This is a genomic window from Anaerotignum neopropionicum, from assembly GCF_001571775.1.
In the GTDB taxonomy this organism is placed as follows: Bacteria; Bacillota; Clostridia; order Lachnospirales; family Anaerotignaceae; genus Chakrabartyella; species Chakrabartyella neopropionicum.
On sequence record NZ_LRVM01000004.1, the window covers coordinates 152250 to 172070 of the forward strand.

A 19821-nucleotide genomic window follows, 5' to 3' on the forward strand; every position below is an offset into this window, starting at 1 on the left:
GCTTTTTGTCGGTATATGTGTTAATATAGATAAGCAGTTTTCTTTGCGGATGTGGCGGAACTGGCAGACGCACCAGACTCAAAATCTGGCGGTAGTGATATCGTGTGGGTTCGAGTCCCACCATCCGCACGAACAAAAAGTCATGTATGAGCATTTGAACTCACACATGACTTTTTGTGTTATTTGGCATATACTTATAGCTAGAATGGTTTTTGTTAAGTGAGAGGAGTGGGTTAATGGATACTGTGAAGAAAAAGGTTTGGAAGGTTCCTCTGTTTTGCGTAGTTGCAGGATGGGTAGCTTTTCGTGTAGTGATTTTTTTGACAAGCCGTTTTGCAATAGTAACCCTTGCGAATGGCTCTGTTTCAGCAAACAATTCACGCGTACTTATTATATATACTGCTACATTCTTTGCGGCTCTGCTCATTGGCGGCCTGCTTGTTTTTAGAAATATGACGAAAAAAGAGCTGTTTTTGTCCGCCTCAATTATTGTTGTGTTTCAGGTTGCAATGATTTTTATTCAATGGGCATTTCACCTTACCACTGGTTGGGCCGCTATCTTTTTCTTGTATATATATCAAATTTCTGAATGGAGCACAATTGTGCCGCAACTACTATATAGATTGAACGATAATATTTGGGTTGGTGCCGTTGTCAATGCTTTTATTCCTTATATCTTTATCCTTTTTGGGAAAAAGACAGCTTAGCCTTAAGACGACAAAATGAGGCTAATTTTGTTATGCTGATTCAAATCCCAATTTAAAAATAGGATGATATTCATAATTGATGTTACTTGTATGAAAATCTATGGATGATGTTTTTAACGCATGCATGGATTTTTTTTCGAAGAAGATAAAAATTAATTAGTTTATTAAATTTTCCATTGAATACCATAGTTTTTGCGTGCAACCAAAATGAAACTGATTCTTGCGCCATAGTTGATTCAAGTAATCTGGTTTTTCTGTTATACTGTTTCCAGAAAGGAGGCTTAAAAATGGCGTTTAGTGTTTCGTTGTTACTCGGAGGTTTACTGATTTTTTTAGGGATTGGAGCCGTTGTTATTATCCTTATTGTGCTAGTTATTCGAGCACTTCTCAAGTATATTCGCTCCGGCAGTGTGCGAAAGGAAAAAGAAATGATAACAAAATCCCTTGGTGAAGCGCTGAAGGAAAACCGTACCCGATGCAAAATGACACAGGAATTTGTGGCAGAAAGCATCGGTGTAAGTCGACAGGCCGTATCAAAATGGGAAAGCGGCGTTTCTGACCCAAGCACTTCAAATCTTCTTGCGATTGCAAAGTTGTATGATATATCAGCGGAAGAACTACTGAAAGAAGTACAATAACCCAATACAGGAAGCTTATAAACATAGTCTGTGCTTATATACTATGGAAGAAAACTGATAAAACAGTATAAAAAGAATTATCTTTTTGTACTGTTTTTCTTTAATAATTAATGGTAAAATAAATGAAAATGTGTTTCGTGGAGGGTTGATGTTATGGATGGAATGAAGAGGTTGTGCTTTAGAATTGGGTTATTAATGCTGATTTTAGCAATCCTCTTTTTCATATATGCCTTAAATAATCCCCAGGCAAGCTTTCCTTGGAGTAACTCTATTACCTATGGGATTTACATATCCTATGCTGTGGCTATGTTTTTTTTATTGATCTATGGACTGAGAGGAAAATAAGGAACATGGGAGGGTGTCAGTTGCGGTGATACCCTTTTTTAATTGTGCGTTCATACTGAAAATATGATTTCTTTGAGAACTTTGAAAAAAGCGATATTGTTAACTTTTTTGCTATGGAGTAAAGGCTGGGGATAGTTTTCCTTTCCTCAAATTTTATAAAATGGGTTTGGTTATTTATGGTGTGCTGATAAAGGTGTATCCTGTATAAAGGTAGTTACCCTCTTTGGTTCAGGAACAACATATGGAGTAATTGACATATTTTGACAGGGGTGTATTGAGAAATATAGTTTTCAGAAACTAACTAGCATGAATCAAAGTTTTGAAAAAGTAGGACATACGTGGAGATTAGTACGTTTTACAAGAGTTTTCTGACACAAAAATTCTCAGCATTAACTGAGCAAGAGCGTGGTTGATCCTTTTTATTTTGGCTTATTTACTTTTGCTTTGAAAAAGAGGACTTTGCCATCTGCCCTGTCTTGGTGAGTGGAGGGGGAACGCCCAAGGTCTGCTTGTACGCTGTAATCATATGGATAATAATATTTTTATGAAAACCCTAAATTGTAAATATATTAAGATAAGCGAAATATACTTAGATTTAAATTTGTCTGTTTGTAGGCTGAATTGATTGTATTATGTCCATGTAGCCAATGGCAGAAATAACAAAACCAAAGCAGCCAAATGGCAATTCTATTTCTTTGCGTAATGTAACCTTTCGCTATAGGGATGCAAAAATAAATGCTTTGGATGGAATTCATATGGAAATCAAAAATGGTGAGCATGTGCCTTTTGTTAGGCCCTCCGGCGGTGGGAAAACTACCTTGGCAAGTGTGATTGTCTATTTTTAGGATGTGAATGCAGGGGAGGTTTGTATTGGCGGCATTACGTGAAGGATATGGTTAAAAAAGATTTAGTGAGTACCGTTTCTTTTGTTTTTTAAGACAGCAAGCTTTTGAAGGCATCCATTTTTGAAAATGTTCGCATTGCAAAGCCAAATGCACCCAAAGATGAGGTGTTAAAGACGCTGCATGCTTCGCAGTGCGATGATATTAAGATGGAATTTATCAGAGTATGGTTCGCGTTCAAATGGAAAGACAAAACTGGAAATTGGGTTAAGTGTGAACGGCGAAGAGGACAATGTAAGACAAATAAGAGCAAATTAGAAAAAAATCAATAAAACTGTAAGCTTCTGAATTATAATATCTAATTATAGTTTAGAAGCTTTTTGCATGAAAAAACATATTGAAATATAAAAAAAATTTTACATTGAAAAATTAAATGTAACTGTTTTTTGTAAATAGTGAATAATATTCAAATGATATTAGTTTTAAAAAAAAATAATAATTTGAAAATTTGGAAATTTTTTTTTTTGTAAAAAATAAGCAATAATTTAATGAATAATTAAAATATATTGTCGAAATATGTGGATATTTTTTCTTTTGTATGGTAAAATATTATTAAAACAATCAAACTAAAATTCTAAAATTTTGTATTTTTTTCACGATTATTAATATTAAATTTGTTTGCTAGTTACATTAATATATTTGTTAAAAATTTTTTATTAAATTTGTTAGGAATATTAACAGAGGGGGAAAACACACAGAAAATATCAGCCGATGAAATCATTTGAACTTAAACAATGAAAAAAATTTAAAAAGGAGAGGGGAATGGGAATGAAATCGATAAAGCTTAAATTAGTTACTGTTTTTACGCTGGTGATATTTTTTATTACAGCGACACTGGGGGTTGTGAATGTAAAAATTATAAGCGACAAATTAATGGAGGATGCTAATAGAAATTTGGAAACCATGGCAGAATCCGAGGCAAAATACATAAATTCATTAATAGATGCAAGATTAACATTTATTGAAGCGCTTGCACATAATAGTATTCTTTTAGACACTGAAATCTCTTGGGATGACAAAGTTGCTTTTTTAGCAAAAGAGGCAGAAAGAGAAGGCTTTGAAACGTTTGCAATTGTTAGTAAGCAGGGAGAGGCCACGGTTTTTGATGATGCGGCTAGCAAAGTAGATGTAAGCAGCAGAGATTACTTTAAAAAGGCCTTAAGCGGTGAGTCTAATGTATCGGATATTCTTCTTAGTAATGCCACAGGAACTTTGGTAGTTATATATGCAACACCAATTTATGATAACGGTGAGATTGTTGGGGTTTTTTATGGTCGTAATGATGGCTCCGCCCTTTGTGAGATTGCAAAGAGTCTATCTTTTCGATCCACAGGATCTGGCTACATCATAAATAATCAGGGGACCATGGTAGGGCATGCAAACATTGATTTGGTAATGCAGCAGACAAATCAAATTGAAATAGCGAAAACAGATGAGTCAGCAAAAGAGATGGCAGAGCTTACTCAGAAAATGATTGCTGGTGGAACTGGAAGCACAAGCTATCAATATAATGGGGTAGAGAAAATTGCGGCCTATGCGCCTGTTCCAAATAGTATTTGGATTGTAGCAATGACCGTGGAAACCAGTGAAATCTTGGAGGAAGTAAACAGCATACGAAATCTCTTTATTGCTCTAATATTAGGTGGAATTCTTCTTGGTGCAATTGTAACATTTTTTGTGAGTGGCGCAATTTCAAAACCCATTAAAAAAATCACAAAAGCGGCACAACAAATTGCCGATGGTAATTTTGATGCAGAGTTAAATATTAACTCTAAGGATGAAGTTGGGCAGCTTGCCGATGCATTTGGACAAACCATTGAAAGGCTGAAAAATTATCAAGGATATATTGATGAAATTTCGGATGTTCTTTTGGATATTGCCAAAGGGAACTTGACTACAGAATTAAATAGAGAATATGAAGGACAATTTGCAAAAATCAAAATTAATACCCATGCGATGCTTGACAACCTAAATTCAATATTAATGCAAATTAATCAAGCAGCCCAACAGGTTGATAGCGGCTCGGATCAGGTTGCAAACGGCGCGCAGGCCCTTTCCCAAGGCGCAACAGAGCAAGCAAGCTCAATAGAGGAATTATCTGCGGGGATTGCCGATGTGGCGGATCAAATTAATAAAAATGCTGAAAATGCTAGCTTGGTGCGGGAGAAGGCTGATTTAGCCGGAAAAGTGCTTGAAGGCAGCAATGAGGAAATGAAGCAAATGATCGCAGCCATGGAAAAAATAAGTTTTAGATCTACAGAAATTTCTAAAATAATAAAATTAATAGAAGATATTGCGTTCCAAACAAACATTCTCGCACTAAACGCAGCCATTGAGGCGGCGAGGGCAGGGAATGCGGGTAAAGGGTTTGCTGTTGTTGCCGATGAGGTAAGAAATCTTGCCGCAAAATCAACGGAGGCTGCAAATAATACTACCATTTTGATTGAAGAAACATTGGAAGCTGTCAAAAATGGAACGGAAATTGCAGCTAGTACAGCAAAGTCCATTGAGGAAAGCGCCGAAGGTGAAAAAGAAGTTATTTCGCTGATATTTGAAATTGCGAAGGCTTCTCAACATCAAGCTACTACCATTGAACAAATAAATATGGGCATTGCGCAAATTTCGGCAGTGGTGCAAACGAATGCTGCTACGGCTGAAGAAAGTGCCGCCGCCAGTGAAGAATTAGCCGGACAGGCAGAATTGCTGAAAGAATTGATTGGGGAGTTTAAGTTAAAAGAGGCAGCCTATGGTGATCACGTTGAGAAAAGCTATCACGATGATACCAATGAGAAAATAAAAACCCATAATGAAATAATGTATGAAGGGGATAACAGTAAATACTAGTAAATAAAAACAGCCGTAATTTATCTTTTGATAGATGCGGCTGTTTTTAAAAAGGCTTAAACCGGTAAAAAAGTGAGACAAAGAAACAGGATTGATGCCTATATTACCAATTTGCCAAATTTCTTAAGTAAATTGTTAAAAATGAAAGCAGAGCATCATGGATTATTATTTCAAAAGTATTTCAAATGAAAGTAAAAATAAAAATGCGCCCATAAGGTACTTCTTAAAAGTTGATACTTTTTGTAAAACTGAGTTTTTTTTAAGTGGAATTTTAGGTCCATAAATGTGTTAAATAGATTTATAAGCATTTCAATTAACTGTTTTATATCAATTCACCAAGTAACAGCTGAAAAATTTCTATATTTTAATGACTATTTTTTCTTAAAAAGAGGTTTTAAATTTAAGTCTAAGAGTATATGTTTTTATTAAAAAATTATTCATTATTTTGAAGAATTAAGTTGACAAAATTGTTAATTTTATTTATACTATAGTTAACAATTATGTAACAATTTCGTTAGCTAGTTACGGAGGAGATATTGTGTTGATAATTTCCAAAGCACTGAAGCAGGTTTGTGTCGCAACATCTATTGTTTTGACGTGTTCTTCTATTACTTTTGCTGCAGATATGGGGCAGGCTACTGGGTCGGCCGTTAATATTCGAAAAGAAGCTAGTGGGGACGCTGATGTTGTTGGTAAAATAGATAAGGGCTCTGAATATAAGGTATTGGGAAAAAGCGGTGATTGGTATCAGATTTCTTACGAAAGCGAAAAAGCTTTTGTTGCTGCTGATTATTTTGAAATCACAAAAACAGATGCAACAGCTACGGGGAATGATATAAATGTAAGAAAAGCTCCCGATGGAAATAGTGATATTTTAGGGCGTTTGACAGAAGGACAAGATGTCGTCGTTACTGGGCAAAGTGGAGACTGGTATCGCATTTCCTACGATGGTCAAAGCGGCTATGTCTGCAAGGATTTTATTTCCGGTGAGCTTTTAACTGCAGCTGCTTCTGTAGCCGTGGAAAATGCAGGACAGGATATTGAAGAAACCTATGGCGTAGTTACTTCTGCAACGGGGTTAAAGCTTCGTAAAGAAGCATCAATGATTTCGGTTGTGTTAGCGGTTTTGCCTTATGGCGCAGAAGTTAATATTGACCGTGTTGGTCAAGAGTGGGTTAGAATTATTACCGATGATGGTGTGAAGGGATATGTAAGTGCGGAATTTCTTTCTATCCGCAAAGGTGAGCGTACTACCAGATCCTATGCATTTAGCAAAGGCGCAGAAGTGGTTGCTTATGCAAAGCAGTTTGTTGGAACGCCTTATGTTTGGGGCGGAACAAGCTTGAGTAAGGGTGTTGATTGTTCTGGTTTTGTATATTCCGTTATGAAAAATTTTGGCATTTCTTTAAACAGATCTTCCTATTCTATGGTATCTAATGGAGTGGCGGTTTCTAAGTCCGAATTGCAGGCGGGAGATTTGGTTTTCTTTAACAGTGGAGGAAATAGCCGAATTTGCCACGTTGGAATTTATATGGGGGATGGAAATTATATTCACTCAACCGATGGTGCTGGCTATGGCGTTACGATTACAGCTTTAAATAGTGATTACAGTGCTAGAACTTATGTAACAGCAAGACGCGTAATAAGATAAAAATACTTAGTGAAATTTCAGGGCGGATTAACATATTGTTAATCTGTCCTTTTTTGTTTGCTTTAGCATGACAAAACCACCTGCTTGGCAGGTGGTAGGAATGGTTTTTGCTTTAGCTGTAGGCTTTTGTCTTTTATGAGTAGTAATACTAAAACTTTTAACAAATATATAAAAATCATTAAAACCGTTTTAACGGTAGCGGGGCGTATGATGCATAAGGAGTATTTTTTCAATACACCCTCATAGCCCCTTATGGGGGCAGACAAACCACCAGCTAAGCTTGTGGTCCTAATTATGCGGTGAAATATACGTTAAAGGTGTGATTCTAAATTCCAATGATGTTTGGGAATTTTTTTTTCATAATAGCTAATGCTGCCGAAAAAGCTAAATTTAAAACAAGGGAAAGGATGGGCTAATATGAATAAGAAGTATAAAATAACTTATCCTAAAAAACTGAGGAATCACACTGCAATTGGCCTTTAATTGCGCCGAGTTATTAAAAATAATAAGATGACTTTCAAAAGTTAGAGCGGTACCACAGCTTATGAAAAGCCCCCGTTTATAATTGTCAAACAAAAATTAACCATATAAAAAACTGGCATTACAGGGATTTTTGACTATAATCTAGCGATACGAGCTTGAATTTTATGTTTTTTGGGAAAATGAAGACGACGGATTTACATATATTTCACTCTAGGGATTGACTTTTAGTATTTGCTATGTTTTTTTCTGCGCAATGTCCTTTGCCTTCTACGTTTTTTCCGTTTAAAGTGACCAATGGTGCGGGTAATAGAAAGCAGGATGACAAAAGCAAGAGCAATACAAGCAAAAACTAACCCGATTTGCTTTAATATTTTTATTTTTGTCTCTTTTTCTTGGGCAAGGCGAGTTTCCGGCGAGGTTGTTTCCACAGTGGACTGAGCTAAAAGAGAAACGGTGGCAATTATTTTTTCTCCAAGCTTAACCGTGAGGGAACCGATTTCCTGTCCCTGCGTAACAGGAGCATTGATTTTTTCAGGAAAGTCAGATTCGATTTTAAGCGTCGTTAAGTCTGCATCAGCAGCCAAAGTTTCATAGAAATCCCCCTTTGGCGCAATAGTAATGTTACCAAGGGTTGATGTTTTGTTTTTATACGTTTCTATTACTTCAACAGTTTTAGTATAAGCTTCCATGGAAAGTACCTTTGTCGTTTGATAATTGGCAAAGCCATACTCAAACAATGCCTTTGAATCAATATAATGCTGTGCACCGCTGCATTTAAAAACAACGGCTACGAGCTGTGTGTCTCCTTTTTTTGCAAAGGTGACTAGCGTGTTCAAAGCTTGGGTTACATAACCTGTTTTTCCTCCGGTGGCATAGTCATAGTAGTAAAGAGAATTTTGATTGAGCATTTGATGCTGGCCATGGAGATAACGAGTTTCTTGCTGTTTATTTGTCGGGGGTATTTCGTAATATGTAGCGCTCATCATATCGAGATAGGCGTCTTGCTTTAATAATTCCTTAGCAATTAACGCCATATCGTAGGCGGAGGTATAATGATTTTCGTCAAAAAGCCCGTTGGCGTTTACAAAATTAGTGGTTTCACAGCCCAATTCCTTTGCCTTTTGGGTCATATGTTGGGCAAATGCTGAAACAGAGCCGTCAACATATTCGGCAACGGCATTGGCGACCTCGTTGGCGGAGCGGAGCATGATGCCATATAAGGCTTGTTCTAATGTTATTTGCTCACCCTCCTGCATTGCAATGTGGGCACTGCCTGGCTCAATGCTATAAACAGCTTCATGGGAAAAGGTGATGGTATCGTTCAAATTCCCGTTTTCCAATGCAAGAAGAACCGTCATAAGCTTTGTGATACTGGCGGGATACATTTTGTTCTTACTGTTTTTTTCGTATAGTATTTTGCCAGTGGTTGTATCCATTAGGATGGCGGCCTCAGCCGAAATCTCAGGTATGTTAATTTCTTCAGCGGCATTCCTTGCCTCAGTCGATGAAAGAGGTTCGGCAAAAGCGGAAAAACAAGGGACTGTTATGCAAAAAGACAAGAGTATAATTAAAAATGATTGTTTCATTGGCATCTCCTAATATCTTTAACTTTTCCTAAAATTGTGATAAAATAAAATAAGCTTTCTAGGATGAAGCATTATTTGAAGGTGGTTTTAGAATAAAATTTGGTGTGGTGATTAAAAAAATAAATGGAACTGTGTTCTGTCCTTTATTTTTGTGGTAGAATAGAAAACATAAAATATGGTTAAAATTCATTATTTTTTTGAATTCACACGCCTCTAAGTATAGCAAAAAGGAACGGAAAACAAAAGGGGTTTATGGAAATTGAATGAAAATGGCGAAAATTTATGCAAAATTAGAAAAAAGCAGAAACTTTTACTGCTTGTAGTTTTGTTTTTTGCTTTGGGCTTGGGCTTAAACGCTATAAAGGGTGGTAGTTTCTTAGAGATGGGAACGTCCGTCACCGTGGAAGGGCTGGAAGCAAGATGGTCTGAGGAGTATGCCCTTTTTTTGCCTGGCACAATAGAAAAAATAAACATTAACACGGCAGACCAGGAAACGTTAGAGGCTTTGCCTGGCGTGGGAGAAAAGATTGCCAAGGAAATTATTATTTATCGAGAGAAAAACGGTCTTTTTCATTCAACAGAGGATATCGTAAATGTTTCAGGCATCGGGATCAAGAAATTAAGTCAGATGAAAGAGTTTATTATAGCGCAATAAATAGGAGGTCAATATGGCATTTCAAGTTTTGGTGGTAGATGATGAAAAACTCATTGTAAAAGGGATAAAGTTTTCTTTGGAGCAAGATGGCATGGAGGTTACGCCGGCCTATGACGGGGAAGAAGCGCTTCAGCTAATCAAGAATTCCAGCTTTGATTTGGTTGTATTAGATGTAATGCTGCCGAAAATGGATGGACTGCAAGTTTGCCAGCAGGCAAGAGAATTTTCCCAGGTGCCTATTATTATGGTTACTGCAAAAGGGGAGGACATGGATAAAATCATGGGGTTGGAATATGGTGCTGATGATTATATTACAAAACCATTTAATATTTTGGAGCTCAAGGCAAGAATCAAAGCGATTTTACGCCGCAGTGTGAAAAAGGGACCTGTAGAGGGGGTAAACAAGAATATCTTGAAGGCCAGAGATTTGGAACTTGCTTATGATAGCAGACGCGTGTTTGTTCAGGGGAGAGAAGTAAATTTGACGGCAAAGGAATTCGATTTATTGGAGCTTTTGATGGAAAATCCGGGGAAGGTTTATAGCCGCGAAAAATTGCTGGATACCGTATGGGGCTATGATTATCCGGGAGATGTACGCACGGTTGATGTCCATGTTCGTCGATTAAGAGAAAAAATCGAAGCAAATCCCAGTGAGCCCAAATATATTTTTACAAAATGGGGAGTTGGTTATTATTTTAATTAAGGGCAATAAGCATGAAATAAAAAAGAAGAAATTTTATTTTCTTAGCTTGCGATGGATTCTTTTGGCAACGTATGTTGTGATCGGGATTGTTCCTCTGCTTTTAATTGCCAGCACCATTCTTCATTCTGTGCAGGATTATTTTATTGAAGAACGCAAAAAAGAATTATTAAGCCAGGCTAATGTAATTTCAGGGCAGATTACCTCCCATGATTATTTGATGGATAAAGATGTGCGTAATACGTTGGAAGAAACAATTCTTCAGATGAGCCAGGAGCATGATTTTCGCGTTTTGGTGCTGGATTCCTCTTGCTTGGTTGTATATGATACAGGATATAGTGATGCTGGAAAAACGGTTCTCATTCCTGAAGTTATTGAGGCTTTGCAAAATAAAGATATTGCAAGAAAGCAGGAAGATGGTAGGGTATATGCGGCAGTATCAATTTCCGGAATGAATAACAGCCGTGTTGGTGTTGTTTTAATTTCAGATGATATGAAAGATATTGTAGATACCATTGCCAATATTGCCCAAAAAGGCAATTTGCTTTTGGCGGGATTGGCGATTATCGTTATCATTGTAATGTTTTTTATGTCGCAAATTTTTACTGAGCCAATTAAAAAAATGATTAAGGTAATTCAAAAAATGTCTGAGGGTCATTTTGAGCAAAGAGTACAGGTTCACTCCCGTATCCATAACGAGGTGGTAGACTTGGCTTTGGCTTGCAACCAAATGGCAGATCAGCTGGAAAAGGTGGAATCAACAAGACAGCAATTTGTTTCCAATGTTTCCCATGAGCTGAAAACACCGCTAAGTTCGATTAAGGTTTTAAGCGAGTCTATTTTGCTCCAGGAAGATGTACCAAAAGAAATGTATGTAGAATTCCTCCATGATATTAATTCTGAGGTTGACCGAATGGCAGCCATTATCAATGACCTTTTAACCTTGGTTAAGCTGGATCAGAAAGAGGTACCTTTAAATTTCAAGGAAACTGATTTAAATGAGATGATAGAGGGTATCATAAAAAGACTTCTTCCTTTGGCGCAGGAGAAAAAAATATTTATTCACTATGAAAAGGAAAGGGATGTTGTTGCAATGGCTGATGAAATGAAATTGACATTGGCAATTGCAAATTTAGTTGATAATGCAATAAAATATACGCCTGAAAATGGCAGTGTAGTAATTAATTTAGATGCGGATCACCAAAATGCATTTATTAGTGTTGCAGATACGGGAATTGGCATTCCTGATACCGAGGTGGGGCGGATTTTTGAAAGATTTTACCGCGTGGACAAAACAAGAGATAGAGAAACCGGCGGTACAGGCCTTGGCCTTTCCATCACCCATAGTACAATTATGATGCACAACGGGAGTATCAAGGTTTATAGTAAAGAGGAGGAAGGCACCACGATTTTGGTACGAATCCCCATACGACAAAGCGTATTATAATAAAAGTAGTAATAAAACAAGGAACTTTTATACTCACGAAAACAAAAGAAAGGAGGTTGCCCTTTGGCAAGACAAAAGAAAGTTGTTATATTTTTTATGGTAATTATCTTAGGGTTATTGTTGGTAGTTCCTGGAGGTTTATTCATAAAAGAGCAGTTTTTTCACGCTACCCAAAATGTGGCTGAGATTTATTACATGGGGGCCAGTGGAAAAATGAAGGCTTTTGAAATAGAGATCCAGTCGGGTGACAAGGAAGATATGATAAACGCTGTTTTAGATAATTTGCGTTCGGGAATAAAAACAGATGGAATAAAACCAACGATTCCTGAAGGCCTAGAGGTAAATTCAGTTCAAATAACCGATCAAGAGGTTACGATTGACTTTTCATCTGCTTATTTTGATATGGAAAGAGTGGATGAAGTGATTTGCCGCTCCTCCATTGTGTGGTCGCTGACTTCCTTAGAATTTTTGGAAGCTGTTGTATTCACCGTAGAGGGCGTGCCCTTACAGTCAAAAGATGACGAGGCCTATGGGGCAATGAATCGCCAAAATGTATTAATTGATCCAATTGTATCGGCTACTACAACGGAATATGCTATATTAAAGCTGTATTTTTCCAATTCAGATGCATCTGATTTAATTGTTGAGGATCGAGTGGTAGAGGTAAATGCAAATCAACCCAAGGAAAGAACTATTTTGGAGCAGCTCATTGCAGGACCCAAAGAGGAGGGTCACTTTGCAACCATTCCTCCTGAAACGAAAATTATGGATGTAACTACAACCAGCGATGGAGTCTGCTATGTAAACCTCAGTCAAGAGTTTGTGACAAAGCATAATGGAGGCTCTGCAGGAGAACTGCTCACTATTTATTCCATTGTAAATTCCCTTGCTGAGATGGAAAATGTAGGAAAGGTACAATTTTTAATTGAAGGTGAGAAAGTGGAAGCTTTCAAGGGTCATGTTGATTTCAGTACACCTTTTGTACCCGTAAAAAGCTTGAAAACAGTCAACGCAACGCAATAGACGACGCTAAACTCAAAATTATGAAAATAAAACGTCCGGCCCTGTGGGCATTGCTATTCACTATATGTGGAATTTATTTCCGACTAGGTGTATCGAAAGAGATATGCTTAGTCGGTTTTATTTTTGCAATTTATACAGTTTCACGTTTCGTGATAAAAAGACAAATTTCCATGGCATTGTGCTATATGATAATGCTAGGCATTGGGTTTACACTTGCGGGGCAGTCTGTAAAGGCAGGTCTACCTTCTTTAGAGGGGCAAATAATTTCTGATATTCAGGGGGTGATCAAGGAGGAAGGAAAAACTGCTTCGGGAAACCAAAAACTTTTTATCCGTTTAGATCGCGGGGTTCGCCAGGAGGACGAGAGAAAAATTGAATTGTATGCTGTCTGGACTGGAAAGGAGCGCTTTGAAATCGGAGATGTGGTTGTGCTTTCGGGCGAGATTCTTTCACTTAAGGAACAAACCATTCCCGGAGGGTATGATGAGAAATTATATTTGAAGACGAAGGGTATTGACTACAAAATTTATCCTGAGAGAATCGAAAAAGTTGGAAAAACCAATGGCCCTGCCGTTTGGCTGCAAAAGCAAAAAGAAAAGGTATTTGAGGTGTTTGACACAGTATTGCCCAAAAAGGAAAGTAGTATTGTAAAGGCCATGGTTACCGGGGAAAAAGATGATATTGATGATGAAACTTCGGATTTGTACAGAAAAGCCGGAATCAACCATATTCTTTGCGTTTCAGGGCTTCATGTCTCCTTTTTTGCCCTATTTCTACACATTTTAGTGAAAAGGGGGTTGAAGCAAACACCGCGTGTGGCGGCGTTGACTACCATTGCCTTTTGCACAAGTTTCTTGGTATTTACCGGGTTTTCTCCTTCATCGGTAAGAGCGGTTATTATGATTACTGTAGTATTGCTGGGGCGTGTTTTATTTAGAAAAAGCGATTGGCTGAACAATTTGGCAATCGCCGCCCTTATCATTTTGTTATTCCAACCCCTTTACCTGTGGAATGTTGGTTTTCAGTTGTCTTTTGTGACCGCCTTTGGCATTTGGGTGGGGCTGCAGGTTGTAACCGGAAAGAGCGGCCTATGGGGGAGGGCGGAGCAGGCGTGTATTCTTTCCTTGGTTGCATCCTTATTCAGTTATCCTTTTGTGGCCTATCATTTTTTTCATATTTCCTTGGTAGGCATTGTTGTAAATTTATTTATACTTCCTTTTTGCGGGCCTTTGCTGTTTTTTACGTTTTTAACAGCTGTAGGAGGGTTGATTTTTCCGCCGCTGGCGGCAATTTCTGCAGGAGGGATATATGGAATTCTAAAATTCTTTGAAATTGTTTGTCACGTTTCGGTTGCTGTTCCAAATGGTTATTTTTTGGTTGGTGCGCCTGCAATTCTATCAATCGCCTTATATTATCTTGCTTTGAGTGTAGTGAGCTTTTATGGGAAGCGTTTTTGTAATAAAAAAAGCCTTTTTTTTGTTATGCTTGCCTTGGGCTTTTCGGTTTTTGGAAATAGGGTGATTTTTCATGAAAACACCGTTGCCTTTTTGGATGTTGGACAAGGAGATAGTACAGTGATTTCAACCTACAATGGCAGAGCTGTTGTTGTTGATGGGGGAGGCTGGTATGGCACGAATTTGGGAAAGAATACTGGCGTAAAAGTGGTAAAGCCCTATTTGGAGTATTTGGGAATAAAGGAAATTGACGGAATATTTTTAACCCACTTTGACGCTGATCATATGCTGGGGGTTATCGAGCTTTGCGAAAATGTGCCCGTAAAGGCATTATATATTTCAGAGTATCCCTATGCTGATTCTCAAAATTGGCAGACTTTGAAAGAAGTATTGGAAAAACGGGATATTATGCTGTATACTGTGAAAGAGCGGGATGCGGCAAGCTGGGAATCCGGTGAGAGGATTGAATGCCTATATCCTCCGGAGGGCGTAAGGTTCGTGGGGGACGATGATAACCACGGTTCTTTGGTTTTAAAATATGAATATGGCGGAACAAAGGTTTTATTAATGGGAGATGCTGCTACGGAGGATGAACGGATTATGCTGTATAAGGAACTTGATGTGTCGGCGGAAATTCTAAAGCTGGGGCATCATGGCTCAAAATACTCAAGCAGTGAGGTTTTTTTGTCAGAAGTTTTGCCTACAGTTGCCATTATATCCTGCGGGGAGGACAATTTTTATGGGCATCCTCATGAAGAAACCCTAAAAAGACTGAATGCCCAAGGGGTATCTGTTTATAGAACGGACAGGCAGGGAACAATTTTAGCGAAAATATCTCCTAAGGACAGCTATCAGATGGAAGCTGTTGCGGAAAGGGAACCGATATATGAAAGAATTAAAAAAACAATGGAAAAACGGTGAATTTAAGGGCTGCTACTTGTTTTTTGGCCCAGAAGCCTATTTGATAAAAAATTATGAAAAGGCTCTTATGGAGGCATTGCTACCACCGGGGTCAGAAATAATGAATCATGATATTTTTGAAGAAAAGAGGGCAAGTGAAGGCGCAATTATGGATGCGGCGGAAACGCTTCCTTTTCTCAATGAAAAGCGTTTGATTACAGTTAGAAACAGCGGCTTTTTCCAAAAAGGGAATACCAAGGAGGAGGGAGAAAGGCTGTTGGACTATTTCAGTCAGCTGCCAGAGAGCGTTTGCATTCTTTTTATTGAGGAAAAGGCTGAAAAGAATAGTCGACTATACAAAGCAATGGTAAAATATGGTGAAGCGGTTGAGTTTAAAACGCCAGGAGAAAAGGAGCTTGCTATATGGATCAAGAAGGAGTGCGAAAAAAATGGCACTTCCATAGAAGGCAGCGTGGTGCAATTTTTTCTGCAAACGGTTGAGTCCAATATGGAATCCATTGAGCGGGAGATGCAAAAGCTTCTTGCCTATAAAGGAAACCAGGGAAATATTGAAATTGGTGACATTAAAGAAATATGCACGCCATCCCTAGAGGCCAAGGTGTTCGATTTAGTTCGGGCTGTTGTTGAGGAAAAGCCGGAAAAAGCGATTTCAATTTACCATAATCTTTTGCTTTTAAAGGAGTCACCGTATATGGTACTTTCTTTAATCACAAGGCAGTTTCGCTTAATTTTATTAAGCTCTTTACTCTCTGGGGAAGGTATGCCCAATAGTGAAATTTCACAGAGGTTGGAAATCAGAGATTTTGCGGTAAGGGAATACATCAACCAGGCAAGGCGCTTTTCCAAGGAAGCTTGGAAAATGGCTTTAAAGGACTGCTTAAAAACGGACTTGGATATAAAAACAGGTAGGGTTGCAGAGGAAGCGGCAGTGGAGCTACTTATTATGAAATATAGCTGCAAAGCACTAAGAAGTGGTGAATAAAGCAGAAAATGGGCATTCCACAATAGATGGGGAATGTCCATTATATTTGAATTCTTTTACAGCTTGGCAATCACCCGACAGGGTAAGCCTGTTATATTAGCAAAATTCATGGGACTGGTATAGGCCTGAAAATAAGAGCCTTGTTGGATTATTTCCGAAAGATTGCACAAATTTTCTATGATGAAAATGCCGTTGTCGGCGCAATATTGGTCTGTCGGCGTATGTTCTTTCCCCCGACGCACCCCTGCAAAGTCAATCCCAAGGATAGAAATATCTTTTTTAACTAAGGCTGCAATAAGTTCGTTGGAAAGCTGAGGATGCTGGGTAAAATAAGCTTTGCTTCCATAGCCTTCTTTTTCAATAAAGCCGGTGTAAAAAGCAATAAACATATCTTTTTGCACCTTGCTGATGTCAATGTCGGAGAGTTCAATGTCTCGCTCCATAACTGTGCTTACATCAAAGACTAGGGCATTTCGTTCCAGATATTCCAACGGGAACTCCTTGTTCATAGCATCAAAGTGCGTGCCTAGATGCCCCAAAAGGGCTTTTGACTCATTCCCTTGAGCAACTTCTGCAATTTTTGGCGTAATTTTTAATGTGATATCAATATACACACTATCTTCCTTCCAATTCTTTAATTTGCGCTGACAAATAGTCGTTGTAGTCTTGCATGAATTGATGGATAAATTCAAGTTCTTTTTCGGAGTATGTGCTTAAAAATTGGAGATCCCGTGCATGCCAAAGGCTATGCCTTTTGGCATGTTCCGCATTTAATGCTTCCCCCTTTTTGGTCAAACGAAAATAAATTTCCTTTTTGTTATATTCTTCCATGTAGGACAATATGCAGCCGCTTTTTATCAAACGCTTTGCGATTTTGCTAATGGCACTTTTGGTAATATGCATATATTCTGCTATTTTAGTGACATTTGCATGATCTAAGGTATGGATTGCGGAAATTACATGAATGTCCGAGTAACCAAAACCGTGGAGTTTTTCGCTTTCTGTAAGTTTGGATAATAAATCCTGTTTGTCTAAAAATGCCGATAAAAGTTGAAGTGTATCCATTAGCTCCTCCTTTTTATGTCTATGGATATAAAATAAGTATATTTTGTTTTCATAACAACAAAAAAATCAATTATAACGAATTATTTTAAATGAAATATATACATCGACCAGTTTTAAAAGCTTAAATTTTTAAAAATAGCGATATCCCCATAACACTAGGTTTATCGCTAATGAAAACAAAAATTTAATGAGATGAAAATGTAAAAGTATTATGTTTCGTGATACGTTTGTAAAATACTGTTTGCCACCTCGAGTTTACTTTTTCTGCAATCCATAGCATGCTTTTCAATATAGCGATGTGCCTGAGATTCGGTCATTTGCAAATGCTGAATTAAAAGGCATTTTGCTCGGTGCACAGTTCGTACTTCAGAAAGCTGTTTTTGCAGCTTCTTATTTTTTTCCTGAATTTTTGCAATGCGGCTTTCAAAGGCCATTGCAAATTTCACCGTACGATCAAATTCTGAACGCTTAAAGGGTTTATACAGTGTAAGAATTCCGTAATCCTCACCGCTGTATTCCTTGATATTCCTGTATGATTCCGGCAATAAAACAACAACAGCAGCATCCGTTCTTTGTGTCATAAAAATTGCTAAGTCCTGTGCCGATTCACTTGGAAGAGGAGCGTTTATGATAATAAGGGCGGGTGATGCACTTGCAATGATTTCTTTTGCCTGCTTACTGTTGGATGCGTACAGAATTTGAGAATCGGAATAGCAGTCCAAAAGACCGACTAAATTTTCTTTTTCGGTTTCCTTTCCTGCAATAATCATGATCTGATTCATAAAGCCCCTCCTTGCAATTACAAGTTAAAATTAAAACATAGTAATATAAGCGTCTCTTTGTGCGCCGACAGAAACATATTTAATCGGGCAGCCAACTGCTTCTTCAATATATTTAATATAAAGAAGTGCTTCCTTGGGCAGTTCGGCAGCACTGCGGCAGTCGCTGATGTCACACTTCCAGCCTTTCATTGTTTCAATCACAGGCTCAGCTGTTTTCAAAACAGAAGCGTAAGGGAATTCGGTTACATCTTCGCCGTTAATTTTATATTTTGTACAAACAGGGATTTCATCCAAATAGGATAGAACATCCATTTTTGTTAAGGCAATTTCGTTGCAGCCTTGAACCCGAATGCCGTATTTGCTGGCAACAACATCAAATGGTCCAACACGACGAGGTCTGCCTGTTGCAGCACCATATTCGCCTCCGGCTTGTCTTAAAGCATCTGCTTCTTCACCAAAGATTTCACAAGTAAAGGGGCCTTCGCCTACACAGCTTGAATATGCCTTCATGATACCGATCACACTATCCAATTGTAAATTGGGAACACCGGCACCGATGGGTGCATAGGCTGCAATGGTTGAGGAGGAGGAGGTAAAGGGATAAATTCCAAAGTCAATATCTCTTAAAGCTCCAAGCTGCGCCTCAAACATGATTTTCTTTCCTAATTTTTCGGCTTCAGTTAAATATAAGCCTGTGTCTATGATATTTTCTTTAAAAGGAGTACCAAACGTATCCAGCCACTGCAAAATTTCTTCGTATTGCACAGGCGCGGCATGATAAACTCCTTCGATTACCAAATTTTTATAGTTGATCAGGTTTTTCAGTGTTTCGGGGTAGGATTCGGGATGAAGCAAATCCCCCATACGCAAACATTTTTTCATGTACTTGTCGCCATAAACAGGAGAAATGCCTCTGCGGGTTGAGCCATATTTAGCATCTCCCAAGCGATCCTCCTCCAAACAGTCCAAAAGCTTATGATAAGGAAGGCATATGATGGCTTTGTCGCTGATTTTTAAGTTTTCAGCAGTAATTTTTACTCCGGCGCTCTTTAAACGGTCTACTTCGTGATAGAGATGTTCTAGGTCAATTGCCATACCGTTTCCCATAATGTTTACAACATCTTCTCTTAAAATACCGGAAGGCAGCAAATTTAACACGAATTTCCCTAAATGGTTAATTACGGTATGCCCTGCATTATTCCCTCCCTGATATCTGCATACGATATCGTATTCTTCTGAAAGCAGGTCAACCATACGACCCTTGCCTTCATCTCCCCAGTTGATGCCAACGATAGAAGTCAACATGAAGATAGCCTCCTTTGTTTTTGATATAAAAAATAATGATTGATTTTTTGCCTGATATTCAAATTTTAATAGCGTTTGAAAAGAATGTCAATGGAAAATATGCTGTATTAATATGCTTTTGTTTCGAATTATTAATCATATAAAATTATTGAGGCGTTCGTTTTGTAAGTGTTCTAACCATAATGGTATACACTTTGCTGGAATTATAGGCATTGTTTGACTGCTATTTGGATATATATAAAAAGAAAAAATTTTGCAATGCAAAAATATGCAATTTTAAGGGGTTTTATAGAGAATAATTTGCCATAGTAATTTTTTATACCTTCTATTA

The 19821-nt window shown here is 38.0% G+C and carries 17 protein-coding genes and 1 tRNA gene; 13 read left to right on the forward strand and 5 right to left on the reverse strand.

Annotation, left to right across the window (positions count from 1 at the left end; genetic code table 11):
• The first annotated feature begins 45 nt into the window (after positions 1-45).
• The 7 genes from CLNEO_RS07910 to CLNEO_RS07945 all read left to right on the forward strand — a co-directional run bounded on the left by CLNEO_RS07910 (position 46) and on the right by CLNEO_RS07945 (position 7087).
• A tRNA-Leu gene (locus tag CLNEO_RS07910) sits at positions 46-129 on the forward strand.
• A gap of 107 nt (positions 130-236) precedes the next feature.
• Positions 237-707: a hypothetical protein gene (locus CLNEO_RS07915; RefSeq protein ID WP_066086993.1), complete on the forward strand. Its 471-nt coding sequence runs from the start codon at positions 237-239 to the stop codon at positions 705-707.
• Between the two features lie 287 nt (positions 708-994).
• On the forward strand, positions 995-1345 hold the full coding sequence (locus CLNEO_RS07920) for a helix-turn-helix transcriptional regulator (RefSeq protein ID WP_066086996.1): 351 nt from the start codon (positions 995-997) through the stop codon (positions 1343-1345).
• A gap of 153 nt (positions 1346-1498) precedes the next feature.
• The gene (locus CLNEO_RS07925) at positions 1499-1690 is read left to right on the forward strand and encodes a hypothetical protein (protein ID WP_330382578.1); all 192 of its coding nucleotides are present in this window, start codon (positions 1499-1501) and stop codon (positions 1688-1690) included.
• A 647-nt stretch (positions 1691-2337) separates the two neighbouring features.
• The gene (locus CLNEO_RS07930; RefSeq protein WP_066087000.1) at positions 2338-2535 is read left to right on the forward strand and encodes a hypothetical protein; all 198 of its coding nucleotides are present in this window, start codon (positions 2338-2340) and stop codon (positions 2533-2535) included.
• Positions 2536-3354: 819 nt separating this feature from the next.
• Complete coding sequence (locus CLNEO_RS07940; RefSeq protein ID WP_066087006.1) at positions 3355-5436, forward strand: methyl-accepting chemotaxis protein; 2082 nt, start codon at positions 3355-3357, stop codon at positions 5434-5436.
• Positions 5437-5977: 541 nt separating this feature from the next.
• Complete coding sequence (locus CLNEO_RS07945) at positions 5978-7087, forward strand: C40 family peptidase (protein ID WP_157723514.1); 1110 nt, start codon at positions 5978-5980, stop codon at positions 7085-7087.
• A 707-nt stretch (positions 7088-7794) separates the two neighbouring features.
• On the opposite strand, the gene CLNEO_RS07950 is transcribed toward CLNEO_RS07945, so the two are convergent.
• A complete protein-coding gene (locus CLNEO_RS07950) occupies positions 7795-9156 on the reverse strand; it encodes a D-alanyl-D-alanine carboxypeptidase family protein (RefSeq protein ID WP_066087012.1) in 1362 nt (453 codons plus the stop codon).
• A 259-nt stretch (positions 9157-9415) separates the two neighbouring features.
• Here CLNEO_RS07950 and CLNEO_RS07955 point away from each other — a divergent pair, with 259 nt between their 5' ends.
• From CLNEO_RS07955 to holA, 6 genes are all read left to right on the forward strand, one after another.
• Positions 9416-9811, forward strand: a complete 396-nt coding sequence (locus tag CLNEO_RS07955; RefSeq protein WP_066087015.1) for a ComEA family DNA-binding protein — start codon at positions 9416-9418, stop codon at positions 9809-9811.
• Positions 9812-9824: 13 nt separating this feature from the next.
• Positions 9825-10514 (forward strand): response regulator transcription factor, encoded by a 690-nt coding sequence (locus CLNEO_RS07960; RefSeq protein WP_066087016.1) that lies wholly within the window; start codon positions 9825-9827, stop codon positions 10512-10514.
• A complete protein-coding gene (locus tag CLNEO_RS07965; RefSeq protein ID WP_330382579.1) occupies positions 10462-11958 on the forward strand; it encodes a sensor histidine kinase in 1497 nt (498 codons plus the stop codon). Before CLNEO_RS07960 ends, CLNEO_RS07965 begins: the two co-directional genes overlap by 53 nt.
• A 63-nt stretch (positions 11959-12021) precedes the next feature.
• Positions 12022-12981 (forward strand): GerMN domain-containing protein, encoded by a 960-nt coding sequence (locus tag CLNEO_RS07970; RefSeq protein ID WP_066087019.1) that lies wholly within the window; start codon positions 12022-12024, stop codon positions 12979-12981.
• A 20-nt stretch (positions 12982-13001) separates the two neighbouring features.
• Positions 13002-15356 carry a DNA internalization-related competence protein ComEC/Rec2 gene (locus tag CLNEO_RS07975; protein ID WP_083531914.1) on the forward strand — a complete coding sequence of 785 codons (2355 nt, stop codon included), beginning with the start codon at positions 13002-13004 and terminating at the stop codon, positions 15354-15356.
• Positions 15322-16338, forward strand: coding sequence for a DNA polymerase III subunit delta (gene holA, locus CLNEO_RS07980; protein WP_066087025.1), 1017 nt, complete (start codon positions 15322-15324; stop codon positions 16336-16338). The genes CLNEO_RS07975 and holA overlap by 35 nt, the downstream gene beginning before the upstream one ends.
• Positions 16339-16394: 56 nt before the next feature.
• Here the strand turns inward: holA and CLNEO_RS07985 are convergent, their stop codons facing one another.
• The 4 genes from CLNEO_RS07985 to CLNEO_RS08000 form a co-directional block, all read right to left on the reverse strand.
• Complete coding sequence (locus CLNEO_RS07985) at positions 16395-16952, reverse strand: cyclase family protein (protein ID WP_066087028.1); 558 nt, start codon at positions 16950-16952, stop codon at positions 16395-16397.
• Between the two features lies 1 nt (position 16953).
• Complete coding sequence (locus CLNEO_RS07990) at positions 16954-17403, reverse strand: MarR family transcriptional regulator (RefSeq protein ID WP_066087031.1); 450 nt, start codon at positions 17401-17403, stop codon at positions 16954-16956.
• A 209-nt stretch (positions 17404-17612) separates the two neighbouring features.
• Positions 17613-18185, reverse strand: a complete 573-nt coding sequence (locus tag CLNEO_RS07995; RefSeq protein WP_066087034.1) for an ANTAR domain-containing response regulator — start codon at positions 18183-18185, stop codon at positions 17613-17615.
• A gap of 30 nt (positions 18186-18215) precedes the next feature.
• Positions 18216-19490 (reverse strand): adenylosuccinate synthase, encoded by a 1275-nt coding sequence (locus CLNEO_RS08000; RefSeq protein ID WP_066087039.1) that lies wholly within the window; start codon positions 19488-19490, stop codon positions 18216-18218.
• Positions 19491-19821 lie beyond the last annotated feature (331 nt).

Excerpts from the sequence above, each read along its gene's own strand:
- CLNEO_RS07915 (WP_066086993.1), top strand. The coding sequence starts at position 237 with ATGGATACTGTGAAGAAAAAGGTTTGGAAGGTTCCTCTGTTTTGCGTA.
- CLNEO_RS07920 (WP_066086996.1), top strand. The coding sequence starts at position 995 with ATGGCGTTTAGTGTTTCGTTGTTACTCGGAGGTTTACTGATTTTTTTA.
- CLNEO_RS07925 (WP_330382578.1), top strand. The coding sequence starts at position 1,499 with ATGGATGGAATGAAGAGGTTGTGCTTTAGAATTGGGTTATTAATGCTG.
- CLNEO_RS07930 (WP_066087000.1), top strand. The coding sequence starts at position 2,338 with ATGGCAGAAATAACAAAACCAAAGCAGCCAAATGGCAATTCTATTTCT.
- CLNEO_RS07940 (WP_066087006.1), top strand. The coding sequence starts at position 3,355 with ATGGGAATGAAATCGATAAAGCTTAAATTAGTTACTGTTTTTACGCTG.
- CLNEO_RS07950 (WP_066087012.1), bottom strand. The coding sequence starts at position 9,156 with ATGAAACAATCATTTTTAATTATACTCTTGTCTTTTTGCATAACAGTC.
- CLNEO_RS07960 (WP_066087016.1), top strand. The coding sequence starts at position 9,825 with ATGGCATTTCAAGTTTTGGTGGTAGATGATGAAAAACTCATTGTAAAA.
- CLNEO_RS07975 (WP_083531914.1), top strand. The coding sequence starts at position 13,002 with ATGAAAATAAAACGTCCGGCCCTGTGGGCATTGCTATTCACTATATGT.
- holA (WP_066087025.1), top strand. The coding sequence starts at position 15,322 with ATGAAAGAATTAAAAAAACAATGGAAAAACGGTGAATTTAAGGGCTGC.
- CLNEO_RS07990 (WP_066087031.1), bottom strand. The coding sequence starts at position 17,403 with ATGGATACACTTCAACTTTTATCGGCATTTTTAGACAAACAGGATTTA.
- CLNEO_RS07995 (WP_066087034.1), bottom strand. The coding sequence starts at position 18,185 with ATGAATCAGATCATGATTATTGCAGGAAAGGAAACCGAAAAAGAAAAT.
- CLNEO_RS08000 (WP_066087039.1), bottom strand. The coding sequence starts at position 19,490 with ATGTTGACTTCTATCGTTGGCATCAACTGGGGAGATGAAGGCAAGGGT.